At 68.2% G+C, this 16,038-nt stretch carries 21 protein-coding genes; 11 read left to right on the top strand and 10 right to left on the bottom strand.

Annotated elements, in window-relative coordinates:
* Positions 1–170: 170 nt before the first annotated feature.
* Positions 171–1,784, bottom strand: a complete 1,614-nt coding sequence (locus ACFOYY_RS11160) for a fibronectin type III domain-containing protein (protein WP_386189676.1) — start codon at positions 1,782–1,784, stop codon at positions 171–173.
* 478 nt (positions 1,785–2,262) lie between these two features.
* Here ACFOYY_RS11160 and ACFOYY_RS11155 point away from each other — a divergent pair, with 478 nt between their 5' ends.
* Positions 2,263–2,847, top strand: coding sequence for a hypothetical protein (locus ACFOYY_RS11155; RefSeq protein ID WP_352015407.1), 585 nt, complete (start codon positions 2,263–2,265; stop codon positions 2,845–2,847).
* Here the strand turns inward: ACFOYY_RS11155 and ACFOYY_RS11150 are convergent.
* Positions 2,832–3,593 carry an SDR family oxidoreductase gene (locus ACFOYY_RS11150; RefSeq protein ID WP_386189675.1) on the bottom strand — a complete coding sequence of 254 codons (762 nt, stop codon included), beginning with the start codon at positions 3,591–3,593 and terminating at the stop codon, positions 2,832–2,834. The genes ACFOYY_RS11155 and ACFOYY_RS11150 overlap by 16 nt on opposite strands.
* 80 nt (positions 3,594–3,673) lie before the next feature.
* Here ACFOYY_RS11150 and ACFOYY_RS11145 point away from each other — a divergent pair, with 80 nt between their 5' ends.
* Positions 3,674–4,147, top strand: coding sequence for an RrF2 family transcriptional regulator (locus ACFOYY_RS11145; RefSeq protein ID WP_352015409.1), 474 nt, complete (start codon positions 3,674–3,676; stop codon positions 4,145–4,147).
* 5 nt (positions 4,148–4,152) lie between these two features.
* On the opposite strand, the gene ACFOYY_RS11140 is transcribed toward ACFOYY_RS11145, so the two are convergent.
* The gene (locus ACFOYY_RS11140) at positions 4,153–4,797 is read right to left on the bottom strand and encodes a TetR/AcrR family transcriptional regulator (RefSeq protein ID WP_386189673.1); all 645 of its coding nucleotides are present in this window, start codon (positions 4,795–4,797) and stop codon (positions 4,153–4,155) included.
* Between the two features lie 148 nt (positions 4,798–4,945).
* Here ACFOYY_RS11140 and ACFOYY_RS11135 point away from each other — a divergent pair, with 148 nt between their 5' ends.
* The 4 genes from ACFOYY_RS11135 (at position 4,946) to ACFOYY_RS11120 (ending at position 8,134) form a co-directional block, all read left to right on the top strand.
* Positions 4,946–6,157, top strand: a complete 1,212-nt coding sequence (locus tag ACFOYY_RS11135; RefSeq protein WP_352015411.1) for a cytochrome P450 — start codon at positions 4,946–4,948, stop codon at positions 6,155–6,157.
* Positions 6,158–6,232: 75 nt separating this feature from the next.
* Positions 6,233–6,430, top strand: coding sequence for a ferredoxin (locus tag ACFOYY_RS11130; RefSeq protein ID WP_352015502.1), 198 nt, complete (start codon positions 6,233–6,235; stop codon positions 6,428–6,430).
* A gap of 344 nt (positions 6,431–6,774) precedes the next feature.
* Positions 6,775–6,960: a hypothetical protein gene (locus ACFOYY_RS11125; RefSeq protein WP_386189672.1), complete on the top strand. Its 186-nt coding sequence runs from the start codon at positions 6,775–6,777 to the stop codon at positions 6,958–6,960.
* 310 nt (positions 6,961–7,270) lie between these two features.
* The gene (locus tag ACFOYY_RS11120) at positions 7,271–8,134 is read left to right on the top strand and encodes a class I SAM-dependent methyltransferase (RefSeq protein ID WP_386189670.1); all 864 of its coding nucleotides are present in this window, start codon (positions 7,271–7,273) and stop codon (positions 8,132–8,134) included.
* Positions 8,135–8,140: 6 nt separating this feature from the next.
* On the opposite strand, the gene ACFOYY_RS11115 is transcribed toward ACFOYY_RS11120, so the two are convergent.
* From ACFOYY_RS11115 to ACFOYY_RS11105, 3 genes are read right to left on the bottom strand one after another with little or no spacing between them, the layout of a single operon-like run.
* Positions 8,141–8,899 (bottom strand): hypothetical protein, encoded by a 759-nt coding sequence (locus ACFOYY_RS11115; RefSeq protein WP_386189668.1) that lies wholly within the window; start codon positions 8,897–8,899, stop codon positions 8,141–8,143.
* A complete protein-coding gene (locus tag ACFOYY_RS11110) occupies positions 8,896–9,246 on the bottom strand; it encodes a PadR family transcriptional regulator (RefSeq protein WP_352015415.1) in 351 nt (116 codons plus the stop codon). Before ACFOYY_RS11110 ends, ACFOYY_RS11115 begins: the two co-directional genes overlap by 4 nt.
* Before the next feature lie 14 nt (positions 9,247–9,260).
* Positions 9,261–10,004 carry a CPBP family intramembrane glutamic endopeptidase gene (locus ACFOYY_RS11105; protein ID WP_386189667.1) on the bottom strand — a complete coding sequence of 248 codons (744 nt, stop codon included), beginning with the start codon at positions 10,002–10,004 and terminating at the stop codon, positions 9,261–9,263.
* Between the two features lie 170 nt (positions 10,005–10,174).
* Here ACFOYY_RS11105 and ACFOYY_RS11100 point away from each other — a divergent pair, with 170 nt between their 5' ends.
* The gene (locus ACFOYY_RS11100) at positions 10,175–10,771 is read left to right on the top strand and encodes a dihydrofolate reductase family protein (RefSeq protein ID WP_386189666.1); all 597 of its coding nucleotides are present in this window, start codon (positions 10,175–10,177) and stop codon (positions 10,769–10,771) included.
* A 177-nt stretch (positions 10,772–10,948) separates the two neighbouring features.
* Here ACFOYY_RS11100 and ACFOYY_RS11095 read toward each other — a convergent pair whose 3' ends face one another.
* Positions 10,949–11,143, bottom strand: a complete 195-nt coding sequence (locus ACFOYY_RS11095; RefSeq protein ID WP_386189665.1) for a hypothetical protein — start codon at positions 11,141–11,143, stop codon at positions 10,949–10,951.
* A gap of 167 nt (positions 11,144–11,310) precedes the next feature.
* A complete protein-coding gene (locus tag ACFOYY_RS11090; protein ID WP_386189664.1) occupies positions 11,311–11,778 on the bottom strand; it encodes an ATP-binding protein in 468 nt (155 codons plus the stop codon).
* 215 nt (positions 11,779–11,993) lie between these two features.
* Between ACFOYY_RS11090 and ACFOYY_RS11085 the strand changes: the two genes are divergently transcribed.
* The 3 genes from ACFOYY_RS11085 (at position 11,994) to ACFOYY_RS11075 (ending at position 13,602) form a co-directional block, all read left to right on the top strand.
* Entirely contained in the window at positions 11,994–12,824 is an 831-nt protein-coding gene (locus ACFOYY_RS11085; RefSeq protein WP_386189662.1) for a helix-turn-helix domain-containing protein, read from the top strand.
* Positions 12,815–13,027: a DUF397 domain-containing protein gene (locus ACFOYY_RS11080; RefSeq protein WP_362784176.1), complete on the top strand. Its 213-nt coding sequence runs from the start codon at positions 12,815–12,817 to the stop codon at positions 13,025–13,027. Before ACFOYY_RS11085 ends, ACFOYY_RS11080 begins: the two co-directional genes overlap by 10 nt.
* A gap of 362 nt (positions 13,028–13,389) precedes the next feature.
* A complete protein-coding gene (locus ACFOYY_RS11075; protein WP_386189661.1) occupies positions 13,390–13,602 on the top strand; it encodes a DUF397 domain-containing protein in 213 nt (70 codons plus the stop codon).
* A gap of 41 nt (positions 13,603–13,643) precedes the next feature.
* Here the strand turns inward: ACFOYY_RS11075 and ACFOYY_RS11070 are convergent, their stop codons facing one another.
* Both ACFOYY_RS11070 and ACFOYY_RS11065 read right to left on the bottom strand, forming a co-directional pair.
* Positions 13,644–14,285: a nucleotidyltransferase domain-containing protein gene (locus ACFOYY_RS11070; RefSeq protein WP_386189659.1), complete on the bottom strand. Its 642-nt coding sequence runs from the start codon at positions 14,283–14,285 to the stop codon at positions 13,644–13,646.
* A 48-nt stretch (positions 14,286–14,333) separates the two neighbouring features.
* A complete protein-coding gene (locus ACFOYY_RS11065) occupies positions 14,334–14,936 on the bottom strand; it encodes a TetR/AcrR family transcriptional regulator (RefSeq protein ID WP_386189658.1) in 603 nt (200 codons plus the stop codon).
* A gap of 154 nt (positions 14,937–15,090) precedes the next feature.
* On the opposite strand from ACFOYY_RS11065, the gene ACFOYY_RS11060 reads away from it, so the two are divergent.
* Positions 15,091–15,849: a class I SAM-dependent methyltransferase gene (locus ACFOYY_RS11060; protein ID WP_386189657.1), complete on the top strand. Its 759-nt coding sequence runs from the start codon at positions 15,091–15,093 to the stop codon at positions 15,847–15,849.
* Positions 15,850–16,038 lie beyond the last annotated feature (189 nt).

The raw sequence follows: 16,038 nt of genomic DNA, 5'->3' as shown, positions 1-16,038 counted from the left end.
CGTTCGAGGAGGCATTCGGGACGTTCGGGGGAACGGCGGAAAGGGGCCCTCGGAGAAACGACCGGCAGAACTCCCGGACACATCCCGAAAAATCGTGAATAAGCAGAAGAAAAGGGGACGGGTGGCGCCCCGTCCCCTTTCCGAACTTCAGGTCAGATCATTGCCGAAGGTCAGAAGCCCGCGGTGATCTTGGTGAACTCCCACTCGGCCTGCGGAACGCCGCCGCCGTTGACCCGGTCACGGTTGACCGCCCAGAAGGAGAACCTGGTCAGGCCCTTGGAGATGGCCCAGTCACGGATCTTGGTCCACTGGGCCGGGGTGGTCGTCTCGTTGTTGTCGGACTTACCGTTCATGCCGGAGATGCCCATGTGCGCGTAGGCCTCGGAGTCGCTCCAGCCGAACGCGCTCTTCAGCGAGCTCTTCAGCCCCTCGGAGGCGTTGACCGTGTCCTGGTACATCTCGGTGCCGCTGAAGTTGAACGGCATGATCGTGTAGTTGTCGATCGGAGCGCCCAGCGCCTTGGCCTGGTTGACCAGCCGGACGCCCGCCGCGCTCAGGGCCGTCTTGAACGTCGGGATGGTGACGACGATCTTCACGTTCGGGTTCTTCTGCCGGACGATCTTCAGACCGTTGAGGATGCGGTCCTGGACGGTGTAGTTCTCGAACTCGTCGGTGTTCTCGATGTCAAAGTCGACCACGGCCGGGCCGAGCGCGTCGATGACCTTCTGCACGGCGCCGGCGAAGGCCTCGGGGGTGGAGCAGTTCGGGCCGAGCTTGTTGCCGCTCCAGCCGCCGAAGGAGATCTCGACGCTGCCGCCCTTGGACTTGATCGTGTTGATCGCGTTCTGGTCGGAGCCGCCGGTCAGCGGACGCTGGCCGTCCCACGCCGGGTTACAGCCGTTCTGGGCGAGGATGAAGGCCATCGTGAAGGCCTTGACGCCGGTCGCGTCCATCACCGTGCCCGGGTTGGGGGGGTTGCCCCAGCCCATGTACAGGTACGGGGCGCCGGGCAGCCTGGGCGACTGGGGGCAGCCGGAGGTGCTGGCGGTCACGTCGCGGCCCGCCGACTCGCCGTTGGCGTTGTAGGCCTTGATCGTGTAGGTGTGCGCCTGGCAGGCGCCGAGGCCCGAGATGGTCGCGGTGGTCGCGGTGACCTGCGCCTTCTGCGTGGCGCCCTCGTAGACGCGGTAGCCGGTCACGGTGCCGCTGGAGGCGCCCCAGGTCAGGGTGATGCTGGTCGCGGTCGAGGTCGCCGAGGCCGTACCGGGCTGACCGGGGGCGCCGTTGTCGCCCTGCGTGGTCGCGCTGACCGGGGAGCTCTCCGGCGAGCGGTTGCCCGCGGCGTCACGGGCGCGCACGGTGTAGGTGTAGGTGCTCGACGGGCTCAGGTTCGAGTCGGTGTAGGTGGTGTCGGTGGCGGTGGTCACCAGGGTCGTGCCCCGGTAGACCTCGTAGCCGGTCACGCCGACGTTGTCGGTCGAGGCGTCCCAGGCCAGCGAGACGGTGCTCGACGAGGTGCCGGTGACACGCAGGTTGCCCGGGGTCGAGGGGGGCGTCGGGTCACTGGGACCACCCGTGCTGACCTTCCACAGGGCCGGAACCCGGTCGGGCTCCCAGCCGGGCAGCGAGGTGTGGCTCTGCAGGCACTGGTAGTCGACGCCGTTGTGGGTGACGACGGTGCCCGCCGTGTAGGAGGTGTAGGGAGCCCAGGCCGCGGCGACGGCCTGGACACTCGCCTGTACCGCGCCGGCGTCGGCCAGCGCGGGGGCGCCCAGACCCGTCATGCCGGCGGCTAAGAGCGCGAGGATGACGACACGAAATCTCACGTCACACTTCCAGAGGATGGGGGGTGTTCTGGCATGCCCGCCGCTGTCCCGCAAAGTGGGGACGGCCGTGGGCGGAGTGCGTCTTTCACCGGGCGGGCCGTACCGAGATTTCACGTCGGCACTGCCTGGCCGGCATGTGTAACGGGACAGGGTCACGTTCAGCGCGGACGCCGAAGCGACCCGTTAAGCGTGAAGGGGCAGGTGAACACCTCTTCACCGTTTTTTCCATTAGGAAACTTTCCTAATAGATTCGGATTGTAACGTCGCCCTGACGACCCTGCAAGGACTCCGGTAAAGCACTCCTGACAATGAAGGCCGTCGACGAGCGCGACGGTGGCAGGGAATCCGTGCTTTTTGGCGCGTTCCCAGCTGTCGGTTCCTCCTGGACGCGGCGCACAATCGCACTGGGGAAAACTCACCGACAAAAGGGGGACACATGAAGGCCAGAGGAGCCTTGTCGCTCACCGCCGCGGCGGTCGCGCTCACCGTCACGGTCCAGGCGCCCGCCGGTGCCGCCGTCCCGACACCGGACCCCTCCCCGACCACCTCCGTCTCCGCCGCGCGGGCCGAGGAGACGAACTTCGCCTCGGTCGACGACGCCGACCTGACCGGCAAGATCGACAAGCACATCGCCAGGTACGGCGGGCAGCGCAGGGGCGCCAACCAGATCGTCTGGAGCGACAAGGGCGCCGTCATGACCTTCCCCACCCCGGTGAAGGCCACCGCGCGCACCGCCTACGCCAGGATCGCCTGCGGCTACGGCGACTACTGCCTGTACCAGCACGCCCTGTGGGACCGCGAGGGCGGCGCCATGATCGCCTTCTACGAGTACGGCCTCCACCAGCTGGCCGACTTCGGCTGGCAGGACATCACCAGCGCCCTGGAGAACAACCAGTCCGACCGCGCGGGCGGGGCGATCTACGACGACGCGACGACCCTGAACCGCTCCCGCGCGTGGTACAAGGCGGACGCCCTCGGCTCGGGCAACGACCGGGCCGACATCGCCTACCTCTTCCCGTGATCCTCCGATAGACGCTCAAGCCACTCCTCGAAGGTGGTCGGCGCGATGCGGGCGCCCTCGCCGGGCAGCAGCACCTCGCCGGCCATCTCGACGCCGAACAGCTCCTTCCACGTCGGCACCAGCCGCACCTTACGGCCGAGCACCTCGTTGGTGCGCCTGGCCATGTCCACCAGGTCCTCCGTGTGCGGCCCGGCCACGTCGGGGTGACGGCCCTGGGGCTCACCCGTGACGACCTCGGCGAGGACGGCGGCCACGTCGGCGGGCGCGATCGGCTGCACCAGCAGCGGCGCGACGGTGGCGACGCCGTCCCGCTCCGTCCAGCTCGCCACCATGGCGGCGAAGTCGTGGAACTGCGTGGCGGGCACGATCGTCCACGGCACCGGCCCCTCGGACACGAGCCGTTCCTGCTCCCGCTTGCCCGCGTAGTGGGCGTTGCCCTCGATCTTGTGGATGCCGACGATCGACAGCAGCACGTGGTGCCGGACGCCCGCCCGTTCCTCGGCCGCCAGCAGGTTGCGCGTCGTGGCGCCGAAGTAGGCGATCGCCTCCGCCCGGTCTCCTTCGCCCCCGTTGGTGACGTCGACCACGGCGTCCACCCCGGTCAGGGCCGTGTCGAGCCCCTCTCCGGTCGTCAGGTCGACGCCGAGTGAACGGCTGACGCGCACGACCTCGTGCCCCTGGCCTTCGAGGGCGGCGACGGTGAGGGCTCCGATGTTGCCGGTGGCACCGGCGACTGCGATCCGCATGATGACCTTTCCTCCCGTGGTGTCACTTGCACGGTATCTCGGACTAAAAAGATCCGCAATGTCTTAGATAGACTCATGGCATGAAGTTGCCCGTGAGCACCGAATGGGTCCTGCACTGCGCCGCGTCACTGGCGCAGCTCCTCCCGGGGGAGATCGCGTCGGCGGCTCAGCTCGCTCAGTACTACGACCTGCCCGCGCCCTATCTCGCCAAGCAGTTGCAGCTGCTCGTCAAGGCGGGGGTGCTGGCCGCGACGACGGGTCCGAGAGGGGGGTTCAGGCTCGCGCGGCCCGCCTCCGAGGTGACGCTCCTGCAGATCGTCGAGGCGGTCGGCGGAGCGGCCTCGCCGTACGAGTGCCGGGAGATCCGCATGCAGGGGCGCGGGGCGCTGCCCCCCGAGCAGTGCCAGGACACCTGCGTGCTGGCCAGGAAGATGGCCGAGGCGCACGAGGCGTGGCGGAGCAGTCTCGCCGGGGTCTCCCTCGCCGACGTCCTGGACACCCTGCCCGGTACGGCTCCCGCCCGCACCCGGTCACGGCTGCTCACCCAGCCCTGACGGGCTCAGTCCCGGCGGTAGAGGGCGGTGAACAGCGGCCAGGTCAGGTCGGCCATCTCGGCGGGCGTGCGCGGGCAGCCGCGCTGCAGCCAGTCCGCGGCCACCCCGACCAGCGCCCCGGCGGCGAAGGCCGCGGGCACGTCGTGCGGGTCTCCGTCGCCCTGCCGTACGGCCTCCCCTGCGGCCTCCACCGTGGCTCCCACTGTGGCCTTGCCCCTGGCCTGACGTGCCCCGGCGTATCCCGCCGCGGTGGCACGGCGGCGGATGTGGTCGATCACCCGCGCGCTCCCGCTCGGCCCGAGCAGGGCGCGGTAGAGCCCGGCGTGCTCGGCCAGCGTGGTGAAGAAGGCCAGCAGCTTCTGGGGGGCGTCCCGCGCCGGGTCCTCCGAGACCGCGCCGGGACCGGGCACGGCCCCGATCAGCTCGTCGATCATCACGGTACAGGCGGCCTCGGCCAGCTCGTGGACGTCCCGGTAGTGGTCGTAGAAGGTGGAACGGCTCACCCCCGCCCGTCCCGCGACGTCGGCGACGCTGAGGCGGGACAGGTCCCGCTCCTCGACGAGCTCGATCAGCGCGCCCTGCAACGCCTTCTGCGTACGGCGCACCCGCCGATCACCCAGGGGAGCTCTGCCGTCTCTGTTCGTGGTCACGGGATAAATCTACCTTCTACCTACACATGTAGGTTTTCCTCCATATGTAGGTTAAGTTCGATGACAGGGGGCGTACGGGAGGAAGATCGGGCATCGTCGCCCGAGGCGAGCGCCCCCATCGACCGTTCCGTTCGGAGGAGAGGCCCGCGTGACTACCGACGAGCAGCTTCTGAACTACCCGTTCCCCGGTGAGACGGCGCTTGAGCCGCCCGCCGAGTGGGAGCGGTTGCGTGAGCAGTGTCCCGTGGCCCATGTGAGGCTGCCCAGTGGCGACCAGGCCACACTGCTCACCAAGTACGACGACGTCAAGCGGGTGCTGGCCGACCCCCGCTTCACCCGACGACTCGACGCGCCCGACGCGGCCCGGCTCTCGGCGGAGGGCGACGGGGTGTTCAGCGGGGAGATGACGAAGATCGTCCCCGACACGGGCGAGGGCCACCAGCACTGGCGCCGCCTGGTCGCCAAGTGGTTCACCGCCAAACGGATGATCGCGCTGCGGCCCAAGATGACCGAGATCGCCGAGCGACTCGTCGACGACATGGTCGCCGGCGGCGCCCCCGGCGACCTGCGGGCCGCCCTGGGCTTCCCGCTGCCGGTCTACGTGATCTGCGACATGCTCGGCGTGCCCGCCGAGGACCGGGACCGCTTCTCCCACTGGTCGGACGCGCTGCTCAACCTCACCCGCTACACCAAGGCGGAGACCGAGGCCTCCCAGCTTGAGTTCTTCCAGTACATGTCGGAGCACGTCACCGCCAAGCGCGCCGAGCCGGGCGACGACCTGCTCAGCGAGCTGATCGCGGTCGGCCCTCCCGAGGAGGGCGGCCTGTCCGACCTCCAGATCGTGGTCACCGGCATGGGACTGCTGGTCGCCGGGCACGAGACCACCGCCAACATGATCGGCAAGATGGTCGCCATGCTGCTGAGCGACCGGAGCCGGTGGGAGCGGCTGCTGGCCGACCCCTCGCTGGTGCGCACCGCGGTCGAGGAGGCGCTGCGCCTCGACGCCAACGCGGGCATCGGCCTGCCGCGTTACCTGCGCGAGGAGATCGAGGTCAGCGGCACGACCCTGCCTCGGGGCACCACCGTGATCTGCAGCATGGCCTCGGCCAACCGGGACGAGGGCGTCTTCGACGCGGCGGCCGAGATGGACATGACCCGCTCCCCCAACCCGCACCTGGCCTTCGGCTCCGGGATCCACTCCTGCCTCGGTCAGGCCCTGGCCCGTACCGAACTCCAGGTGGTCCTTGAGGTACTGCTGCGCAAGCTGCCCACCCTGGAGCTGGCCGTACCCCAGGAGGAACTGCGGCGGGTCGAGGGACTGGCCGTCGGCGGGCTGAGCGAGCTGCCGGTCCGGTGGTGAGGACCGTGGCGGCATTTGTTACGCGACGCCCATGGCGTCGACGTCCGTGACGGCGAAGGAGGAGCCGGCATGAGTTTGAGAGTGAGCGTTGACCAGACGAGGTGCTGCGGCGCCGGACAGTGCGTGTTGACCGTGCCCGAGGTCTTCGACCAGCGCGAGGAGGACGGCATCGTCGTGCTGCTCGAACCCGCGCCCGCCGAGGAGCTGCACAGGGCGGTCCGTGAGGCCGCCGCCGTCTGCCCGACCTCGACGATCACGGTCCACGAGGACTGAGATCCCCGCCCCGGGGCCGTTGCCCCGGGGCTTTCGGTCCGCGAGCCATTTCACGACCCAGGGTTAATAATCGATTACTCTTGGTAGCCATTCTTCTGTCTCCATATCAATGCCATGTCACACCCCACCGAGGTCGCATATACCGCCAATGGCAACAAATGACCGGCACGCCATTTCCACACAAAGACGCACATAAAAGAATTTGCCCTTTCTGGCAATCAGTGAACCGGCCGAAAAGAAATGCAATACATACCCTGGGGTCATACACACCGCCTTTCCTGTCGTGCGATACATGAGCTGCACCACCTCTCCACGACCGCCTATCGGCAGAAAGGCAGAACAAAATGAGTGACTCCGAGGTCGCCAGCAAGGAAGCTCTCGCAGCGGCTCCGAAGATCTGGCGGCACATCGTCCAGGCGAACCCTGCGGCGGCGGTCGCGTTCGTCAACAGGGCTCCGGCTCAGCATGCCGGCGAAGCCGTCTTCGCCAACCGCTCCGACGGTAAGGTCGACGTCTACTACTTCCTCTAAGCCTTGACAACATGGCTGTGACCTCGAAGAACACCTAGAGGTCACAGCCGTACGGCAAGCCCCCCGCGGGGCCGCCCAACCGGGCGGCCCCGTTTTTCGTGCGCGGGGGCCCCGGCGAGGGCGGCACGCCCGGTGCACGGACGGACACCCTCCCCCTGGGCACCGACCGGCGAATAAAAAACAGTGATCCCGTATCATCATCCGGCCGTTACATTAAATTAATTTTCAACTGATATGATGGAAACAATCACCCGGACACGCGCCTAGCATCGTCGTTCAACGGCTTGGAAACCGCGAAAGGAAACAGCCGATGAACGACGAGCACAGCCAGACCGCGCTCATGGCGGCGGCGGCCCGCGCCGCCCATCTGGTGGTCGACCGAGCACCCTTCATTTTCGAGGACACCCTCGCCGAGGCTCTGCTGGGCGACCGGGCCGAGGAGCTGATCGGCTACCACCGCGCCTACGGAGAGCACCTCATCCTGTCCGGTGTCCGCGCGCAGGTCACCACCCGTAGTCGGTACACCGAGCTTCGGCTGGCGGAACTGGCCGGGCTCGGGATGAGGCAGTACGTGATCCTCGGCGCGGGGCTGGACACCTTCGCCAACCGTTCACCGCTGGCCCGCGAGGTGACGGTCTTCGAGGTCGACCACCCCGCCACCCAGCGCTGGAAGCGCGGCCTGCTCGCGGCGGCGGGCCTCGCCCCGCAGGACGGACCGGTCTTCGTGGAGACCGACTTCGAGGCCGACGACCTCGTCGAGCGGCTCGTCGCCCAGGGGTTCGACCCGGCGGCACCCGCCCTGGTCAGCTGGCTCGGCGTCAGCATGTACCTCACCGCCCAGGCCGTCGGCACCACGCTCACGGCGGTCGGCCGGCTGGCTCCCGGCAGCGAACTGGTCATGGAGTACGCCCTGCCACCCGCCCTGTGCGACGAGACCGCGACCGCCTTCGGCCAGACGGCCATGGCCGCGGCGGCGGAACGCGGCGAGCCCTGGCTGAGCTTCTTCACCCCCGAGAAGTTGTCCGCCACGCTCGCGGAGCACAGCCTGACGGTCGCCGAGCACGTCGGCCAGCGGGAGGTCGCCGATCCGGAGAGCTGGCTGAGCAACGAGAGGCTGCTGCCCCCGGAGAACTGCCGCCTGGTCCGCGCAGTGGTCCCGGCCCCCGCCGCGTGACCCCTCCTACGGTGCCCGCCGACTCCCGCCGTCGCCGTCGCGCTCGTCGCGGCCCCCGCCGCGCGACCTGCTGAACAGCCACAGCACCGCCACCACGGCGACCACCCCCAGGGTCGCGCCGGTGAACAGGCCGAACAGGGTGTCGAGGCCGTCGAACTCCCCTATCTCATCCTTTCCGACGACCAGCACGAGCACCGTGAACACGACCTCGGCCACCAGGAGGACGCCGACCAGGGCGTAGAACCTCGGGCTGAGGAAGAAGCCCCGCCCCGGCCCCCGTGGCGGGGCGCTCAGCTCGGCGGCCGGTCCCAGACTGGCGGCCCTGGGACGCTTGAAGTACTCGAACCACACCCACGTCCCGCACGGCTCCCAGCCGTCGGGGGCGAGCGACTCGACGAGGCCGGGGCGGCGCGTCTCCCTGCGGTACTCCCACTGCTGGGAGTTCTCGGGGTCGCGGACACTGACGAACATGCCCTTGACGTCGACCTTCTCGACCTCCCAGCCCTGCGCGCCGTACTCGTTGAGCATCTTGACGTCGTGGAACAGGTCGGCGGTCCAGCGCCAGGTCTGGGCGCCCTCGACGGGCGGGGCCGAGGCGCCGGTCAGTTCGGCGGCCAGCTCGTCCGCCGGGCCGAACTCCTCCTCGGGGTCGCCACCGCTCTCGGCGAGGTAGGCCCGCAGGTCGGCGACGGTCGCCTCGACCCGGTCCGCGGGCATGCCCGCCTCGGTCATCGCGGCGGTGAGCCGCTCGAAGTAACCGTTCATCGTGACACCTCCTCCGCACCGCCCCTGCCGAGTACGGCGCGCACGGACTCGTCGAAACTCAGCCAGAGACCGCTCTGCTCGGCGAGCGTCCGCCTGCCCTGGTCGGTGAGCCGGTAGTAGCGGCGTCCCGGCCCGCGCTCGGTGACCCGGAACTCGGCGGTGACCAGCCCCGCCTCCTCAAGCCGGTTGAGCACCGGGTAGAGGGTGCCGCCCTTGATCTGGCCCAGGCCCGACTCGGCCAGGTCCTTGGCGATCTCGTAGCCGTAGTTCTCCCCGGACGTCAGGCTGGCCAGGACCAGCAGGTCGAGAACGCCCTTGAGCCAGCTCGCACGTCGGTCGCTCGTCACGGTCGCGATCCTACCTATGCCGCTTCCCTGACCAGCTCGGTCCGCTGCCGCCTGGAGAACGTGAGAGCGAACAGGTCGATCATCGCGTGGACCAGGATCGGCAGGAGCAGGTCGCCGGTCCTGAAGTAGAGGAAGGTCAGGCTGAGGCCGGCCACGGCGACCGGGACCATGCCGCGCCAGCCCTGGTAGAGGTGGCCCGCGACGAACACCGCGAGCGCGAGCCCCGCCGCGACCTCCCGGCTGAGGCCGAAGGCCTCCGTGCCGACGGCGATGAGCAGCCCCCGGAAGACGATCTCCTCGGTGATGCCCGCGGTCACCGAGAGTCCCGCGGCGTACCAGCGCTCGGTCCTCGTACGCGGCAGCAGGTGGCTGACGGCCTTCTGCTGGAGGGCGGCCTGAGCCGCCTTGGACGTCTTGACCCCCCTGGCCGCCGCCAACCTGCGGGCGATCGAGACGACCGTCATGGTGAACACGGCACCGACGACCATCCCCAGGGTGGTGTCCGGCGGCCTGTTGATCACCAGGCCGATGTCCGCCAGGTCGAGGTTCGGCTCGATCGCGACGATCACCAGCGCCACGGCGGCCACCGCCCACAGTTCGGCGCTCCAGATCGTGAGCATCCTGCGGTAGACGCCGGGGTCCTCGTCACGGGTACGGCCCAGCCGGTCGTAGGTGTGCTTGCCCGTCAGAGGGCTGACGACGGCCAGATAGACGACCAGTACGGCCGACAGCCCAAAGGCCAGAGGGGTGAACGACATGGGGAAACCTCCGCTAAGTGCTTCGCTACCTAAACGGTAGAGCAACCTAGTTAGGAATACAACCTAGATTGCGATGGCCACTTTCTACCGACAAATTGAGTTGTCTTGACAGTCCAAATCGTCGGCAATAGCCTGTGGCGGGACGAGAGCACATCGAAGGAGCGAGACCCATGCGCATCGTGATCAGCGAGTTCATGAGCCTGGACGGCGTCGTGCAGGCACCGGGCGGCCCCGAGGAAGACACCGACGGCGGCTTCACCCACGGCGGCTGGTCACACCCGTTCTTCGACCCCAAGGTCGTCGGCGGCTTCTTCGACGAAGGGCTGTCCGCGGCACAGGCGTTGCTGTTCGGGCGTCGCACCTGGCAGACGATGGCCGCGGCCTGGCCGGAGCGCGGCGGCGACCCGTTCTCCGACCGGATGAACTCCATCCAGAAGTACGTGGTCTCGCGCACCCTCCGCGACGACGAGCTGACCTGGGAGAACACCAGCCTCCTGCCCGGCGAGGAGGCCGTGGCCCACATCCGGAAGCTGCGTGAGCAGGACGGGGGCGACCTGCTCGTCATGGGCAGCCCCACTCTGGCGCGCACCCTCATCGGTGAGGGCCTGGTCGACGAGCTCAGACTCGTCGTCATGCCGGTGATCCTCGGCGGCGGCAAGACGATCTTCCCCGGCGACGGCGCGCTGCGCGCCTTCGACCTGGTCTCCCTGGTCACCGCAACCACGGGAGCGCAGGTGTGCGTCTACCGCCCCGCCGTACCCGCGTGACCGGGTGCTCGGTGTGATCGGGGGAAACCGGTTTCACCGAGAATGACGAAACACAGCAGCCCCCTCCGGATGCCGTCGGAGAGGGCTGCTGTGTTTTTGCCCCGATAGGGCGCCACGGTTCGCGGAATGGACCGTGACCCCGGGGGAAGGTCGGCCAGAGGCCCTACCGGGGAGTTCTTACCAGCGCCGCCCGCGACTCGGCGGCTTGAGGACCGCGATGAGCGCGGAAACGCTCAGCACCGCCAGGAGAAAAAGGAGCGGCACGGAAATCGCGGCCGGCTCAGAAACGGCCCAGATGGAAAAGGCCGGCAGCCCGACGACGAACACGACGGCGGCGGCGAACTCGATCAGGCTCTTGGTCTTCGAGGACATGGACCCTCCGGTTTCTCCGGCTCTTCTGGCTCTTCTGGTTTCTCCGGCTTCTGGTTTTCCGGAGAGGGATGGGACCCCGGTGGGAGGGGCTCCGCGACGCGGAGCCAGGCGGGCCCGGCCCGGCCCGCAGGCACCCCCAGCGGGGTCGTTCTGAGAGGTGGCCGGTCTCAGGCCACCAGCCGCCTGCGGGCGGCGATCACCTCCTGCGCGCGCGGGGCCCACGCCGTCACGGGTACGGCGGCCCACACGATTCGCTCACCACCTCCGATGACGTAGGTCCCCCACCGTCCCCCGCACAGCAGCGCGACCAGGAGCAACCCCCTGCCCCCGACGGCGAGCGGGTCGTACGGTGGCACGACCCTGGGCGCCTCGTACCAGGTGCCGGGGTCGCGAACCTCCACGATGAGCAGCCCCATGCCCGTCGTCAGGGTGACGTGGACCTGCCCGGTCAGCTCCGGGTGCCGGATCGCGTTGGTCACCAGCTCGGAGACCACAAGAAGAACGTCGTCCCGTACGGAACAGTCCTCCCCGATAATCTTCAGAGCCCTTTCCCTGGCAGCCGGAACCGACGCCGGGTCCCTTTCCAGCACGAAATCCCCCAGGGTCTTTTCCCGCCAGCATTGTCCGTTTGCCATAGGAATCACCCACCTTCTCCAGACCGCCCGGCTATGACGCAAATATCTGCTGAGCCGTACGACGGGGTCCTTGACTGTGCCCTTGTATTTCCTTGGGCGGTTCCCAGATTGCCGTCAACCGGTTACCTTCTGAATGGGAATTCCGCGCACACCTATTAGACGGTTGCACGGAATCTGTATGTCGTATCTGTAGCACCTCGGTATCAGGAGGGTCCGTGCCTGCCCCGAAGAAGCTCGACCCCAACCCGAAGACCCCGCTCGCCGCCCTCGGCCTGGCACTCCGCCGCTACCGAGAGGCCTCAGGCTTCACCCAGGAACAGCTCGCCGACCGCGTCTCCTACAGCCACAGCCAGGTTGGTCAGGTGGAGCGCGCAGGCCGCCGCCCGTCCGAGATGTTCATCCAGCAGTGCGACCAGGTGTTGGGGACGAAGGGCGCACTGATTGACATGTTCAAAGAGGTCGTCGCCGAAGTACGTGGAGCCCCCACCTGGTTCCGCTCCTGGATGGAGGTCGAGGCTCTTGCCGCCTCGATCCAGTCCTGGGAGCCCCTCGTCGTACCCGGCCTACTTCAGACCGCCGAGTATGCCCATGCGGTAATCAGCGGCAACGTCATGACCAATGAAGAGCAGGTAGAGGAGCTGACGAAGCTCAGGATGGGCAGACAGTCCATCCTGCAAACCTCGAATGCCCCCTTGCTGTGGGTAGTAATGGACGAGACCGTCCTGATGCGCCCTATCGGCGGCAAGGACGTCATGCGCCGTCAGGTAGAGCGCCTGCTAGAGGCGGTAAAGTCTCCTCGCATCCGGGTACAGATTGTCCCCGTAGCCCAGGGCTCCACGTACGGACTCTTGGGCGGGTTCGTCATCGCCCAGATCCCCGGGGAGGCGGACAAGGTGTACCTAGAATCGCCCGGGATGGCTCGAATCACCGACGCCCCGGAAATCGTCCGAGAAATCTCCGCCAACTACTCATCACTACGATCCGAGGCAGAGTCTCAGCGGGGATCGATCAGCATAATGAAGGAGATGCTCAAAAGATGGACCTGAGCGAAGAACTAGCCAGAGCTTCCTGGCGGAAGGCGACCAAGAGCGGAGCCAATGGCGGCAACTGCCTTGAGGTCGCCCCCCTCTCCGGGGGCCGCGTCGCCATCCGCGACACCGAAGCCCCCGACCAGGCCCCCTACGTCGTACGCGCCGCCGTCTGGGACGCCTTCATCCACGGCGCCAAAAACGGCGAATTCGACTTCTAACCCCCACCTCGCGGACCTCGGTTCCCATCATCCACAGGGCATCCCGAAACAACCGCGAGCCGTACAGCGAACAAAAAGGGGGCACCGCCCACCCCCGGACGGCGCCCCCACCGGAAACCCATTCACTCACCAAACAACGAGCCTTTTCTCACCCTCCGCACCAGGTGCCCCAAGGTGGTCGGCGCAGGACTGCCCGGACCGAGCTGAAACGCCCGGCGGTCCGCCCGGTGCCGAATCGCGCGTTCTCCACGACCTGTTGACCGTTCTGAGCTGCGGATTCAGGATGAAGAAGCTCGACGAACGCCCGCAGCACCGGACGCCTCAGCAGCGAGCCGATCCGAAGTCAGAGGAGGTTCCTGAGAATGAACCTGAGCGAAGAGCTGAGAAACGCCCAATGGCGCAAGGCCACCAAGAGCGGCGAGAACGGCGGCAACTGCCTTGAGGTCGCCCCCCTCTCCGAAAGCCGCGTCGCCATCCGCGACACCGAAACCCCCGACCAGCCCCCCTACGTCGTACGCGCCACCGTCTGGCACGCCTTCATCCACGGCGCCAAAAACGGCGAATTCGACTTCTGACCCCCACCTCGCGGGCCACGGTTGAAGCCGCGTGAGGCGGGTTACAGACCCGCGAGCCAGGGGTGTCCCGGGTAGGTGTGGGCGAGGAGTTCGCCCAGCCTCCGGCGTCGGGCCGGGGTCATGTGCGGGACGGTGCCGTGGAAGTCTCGGTGGTCCTTGGGGCGAGCGTGCTTGGCCTTGAACAGCAGCACCAGTTCGGGCACCAGGTACGGAATCCCGTCCGGACTGTGGTCGATGATGTCCTCGTAGGGAAGCCGGACCGTCTCGTCGTGGCGGCAGATCCAGGTGTTCCCGTCATGTGGTTCCCGGAAGACGTCGAGCAGATAGTCGCCGGTGAACGGCTCACGAAGCCAGGTCTGATGTGTGGCGGCCAGGACGTCCGCCGTGGCGTTCTCCCAGAGGGTGCCGCTGCTGACCGCGTCAAGGGCGTACCCGGGAAAGCGGGCACGGACCTCGGGAAAGTCGGCGGCGGGAACCGCGATCTCGACGTCCCCGTGCTCACGTGTCCGCATACCACGGAACAGGTCCAGCGCCCAGCCCGCAGCCACACACCAGGTCGCGGAGACCCCGACCAGCCGCCGCGCCACCTCACCAGGCGTCCAACAGGACGCCCACCTGGCATCGAGGGCCTCGATCTCGGCGGGCGACAGCTTCATGCCGCCGTCGAGCGGTCGCTCACTCACCGAAAGGAGCCTGACAACGGGGGTCCTCAAGAAAGGCGATAGCCCCGTTCACAGCAGGCGTCTCTGTATGACGTCGGCGAGGACGGCGTTCACGACCCTGCCGACCTCCTCGGGTCCCGGGGCTGTTCTCCCCCGGTCGGCGAACAGCAGGTGCCCGGCGCCGACCAGGGAGAGCGCGAGCGCGTCCGCGTCGGCGTCCACCGCGATGCGGCCCATCTCGCGCTCCTCCCCGAGGTAGCCGGCGACCATGGTCGCGGCGTCCGTCAGGACCGGGATGCCGGGAGCCGGTCGGTCCTGACGCAGCCGGGCGCGTAGTTCGTCGCGGAAGATGACGAGCCCGACGATCCCCACGGCGACCGGGTCGAACAGGTCGACCAACGCCCCGGTCAGGTTGCCCGCGACGTCTCCGGTCCCGGCCGAGTCGCGCAGGGTCGCGGCCTGACCCTCAAGCCGGGTGACGCGGTCCCGGACGAGGTCGGCGAGGAAGGCGTCGAAGTCCTCGAAGTGCCGGTGCAGGACCCCCTTGGCGACACCCGCCTCCGTCGTGACGGCCCGGCTGGTCAGGCCGTTCGCGCCGTCCTGGAGCAGGACCCGCTCGGCGGCGTCGAACAGCTGCTGCCGTACGTCCCGAAGGGCCACCCCGGTCGGCATCTCCGGCCCCTCCTTCTCCTCGAACCCTTCTTCGCTTACCGCGAACCGTAACCCGATTGTCGAGTGGGCATGCGCCCACTATGGTGGGCGCATGCCCACTCTAATGCGAGAGCAACCGGAGCCCCAGCGGAACGAAGCCCATAAGGCCAGGCAGATGGCCGAGTCGTTCGGCGTCGACGCCGAACGCTACGACCGTGCCCGGCCCGCCTACCCTGACGCCCTGGTGCGGCGGATCATCGCCGACAGCCCCGGCCCCCACATCCTCGACGTCGGCTGCGGCACCGGCATCGAGGCCCGTCAGTTCCTGGAGGCCGGGTGCGAGGTGCTGGGGGTCGAGCCGGACGTGCGAATGGCCGAGTTCGCCCGCCGTACCGGGGTCGAGGTCGAGGTCGCGACCTTCGAGGACTGGGACGCGGCGGGCCGTACCTTCGACGCGGTCGTCGCGGGGCAGTCCTGGCACTGGGTCGACCCGGCCGTGGGCGCGGCCAAGGCGGCGCGGGTGCTGCGTCCCGGTGGCCTGCTCGCGGTGTTCGCCCACGCCTACGACGCGCCACCCCCTGTCGCCGAGGCGTTCGCCACGGCCTTCGGGAAGGCCGTGCCCGACTCGCCGCTCGGCGCCGCGTCACCGAAACCGGCCAGGGACGTCTACCGGACGATGTTCACGACGTTCGCCGACGGCATCAGGAAGGCGGCCGTGTTCGGCGAGCCGGAACAGCTGCGGTTCGACTGGGAGCACCACTACAGCCGTGCCGACTGGCTCGACCTGCTCCCCACCACCGGCGTGCTCACCCGGCTCCCCCCGGACAGGCTGGCCGAGATCCTTCAGGACGTCGGAGCCGCCATCGACGCCATCGGAGGCGGTTTCACCATGACCTACACCACGATGGCCGTCACCGCGTCCCTGTCCCCCTGAGCCGTTCGGGGTTCGGATCATGTGGTTGTGGTGAGGAGCTTCAGCCACGTGATCGAGCCGCGAAGACGGAGTCCGGCCTTGTGGCTTTCCGGATCCCCGCCGGTCCTTGAAACCGCCGCCCCGGCTCTGACCGAACGGCGTCGGATCTAGACGAGTAAGTCCTATGTCCGGCTAGTGGTCGTAGGCGAT

Source organism: Streptosporangium jomthongense, from assembly GCF_042650425.1.
GTDB lineage: Bacteria > Actinomycetota > Actinomycetes > Streptosporangiales > Streptosporangiaceae > Streptosporangium.
Note: the sequence above shows the minus strand (reverse complement) of the source record. Positions and strands in the feature narration are given on the sequence as shown.

Coding starts and splice junctions, on each gene's coding strand:
- ACFOYY_RS11160 (WP_386189676.1), bottom strand. CDS start 1,784: ATGACGGGTCTGGGCGCCCCCGCGCTGGCCGACGCCGGCGCGGTACAG.
- ACFOYY_RS11155 (WP_352015407.1), top strand. CDS start 2,263: ATGAAGGCCAGAGGAGCCTTGTCGCTCACCGCCGCGGCGGTCGCGCTC.
- ACFOYY_RS11150 (WP_386189675.1), bottom strand. CDS start 3,593: ATGCGGATCGCAGTCGCCGGTGCCACCGGCAACATCGGAGCCCTCACC.
- ACFOYY_RS11145 (WP_352015409.1), top strand. CDS start 3,674: ATGAAGTTGCCCGTGAGCACCGAATGGGTCCTGCACTGCGCCGCGTCA.
- ACFOYY_RS11125 (WP_386189672.1), top strand. CDS start 6,775: ATGAGTGACTCCGAGGTCGCCAGCAAGGAAGCTCTCGCAGCGGCTCCG.
- ACFOYY_RS11120 (WP_386189670.1), top strand. CDS start 7,271: ATGAACGACGAGCACAGCCAGACCGCGCTCATGGCGGCGGCGGCCCGC.
- ACFOYY_RS11115 (WP_386189668.1), bottom strand. CDS start 8,899: ATGAACGGTTACTTCGAGCGGCTCACCGCCGCGATGACCGAGGCGGGC.
- ACFOYY_RS11105 (WP_386189667.1), bottom strand. CDS start 10,004: ATGTCGTTCACCCCTCTGGCCTTTGGGCTGTCGGCCGTACTGGTCGTC.
- ACFOYY_RS11100 (WP_386189666.1), top strand. CDS start 10,175: ATGCGCATCGTGATCAGCGAGTTCATGAGCCTGGACGGCGTCGTGCAG.
- ACFOYY_RS11095 (WP_386189665.1), bottom strand. CDS start 11,143: ATGTCCTCGAAGACCAAGAGCCTGATCGAGTTCGCCGCCGCCGTCGTG.
- ACFOYY_RS11090 (WP_386189664.1), bottom strand. CDS start 11,778: ATGGCAAACGGACAATGCTGGCGGGAAAAGACCCTGGGGGATTTCGTG.
- ACFOYY_RS11080 (WP_362784176.1), top strand. CDS start 12,815: ATGGACCTGAGCGAAGAACTAGCCAGAGCTTCCTGGCGGAAGGCGACC.
- ACFOYY_RS11075 (WP_386189661.1), top strand. CDS start 13,390: ATGAACCTGAGCGAAGAGCTGAGAAACGCCCAATGGCGCAAGGCCACC.
- ACFOYY_RS11065 (WP_386189658.1), bottom strand. CDS start 14,936: ATGCCGACCGGGGTGGCCCTTCGGGACGTACGGCAGCAGCTGTTCGAC.
- ACFOYY_RS11060 (WP_386189657.1), top strand. CDS start 15,091: ATGGCCGAGTCGTTCGGCGTCGACGCCGAACGCTACGACCGTGCCCGG.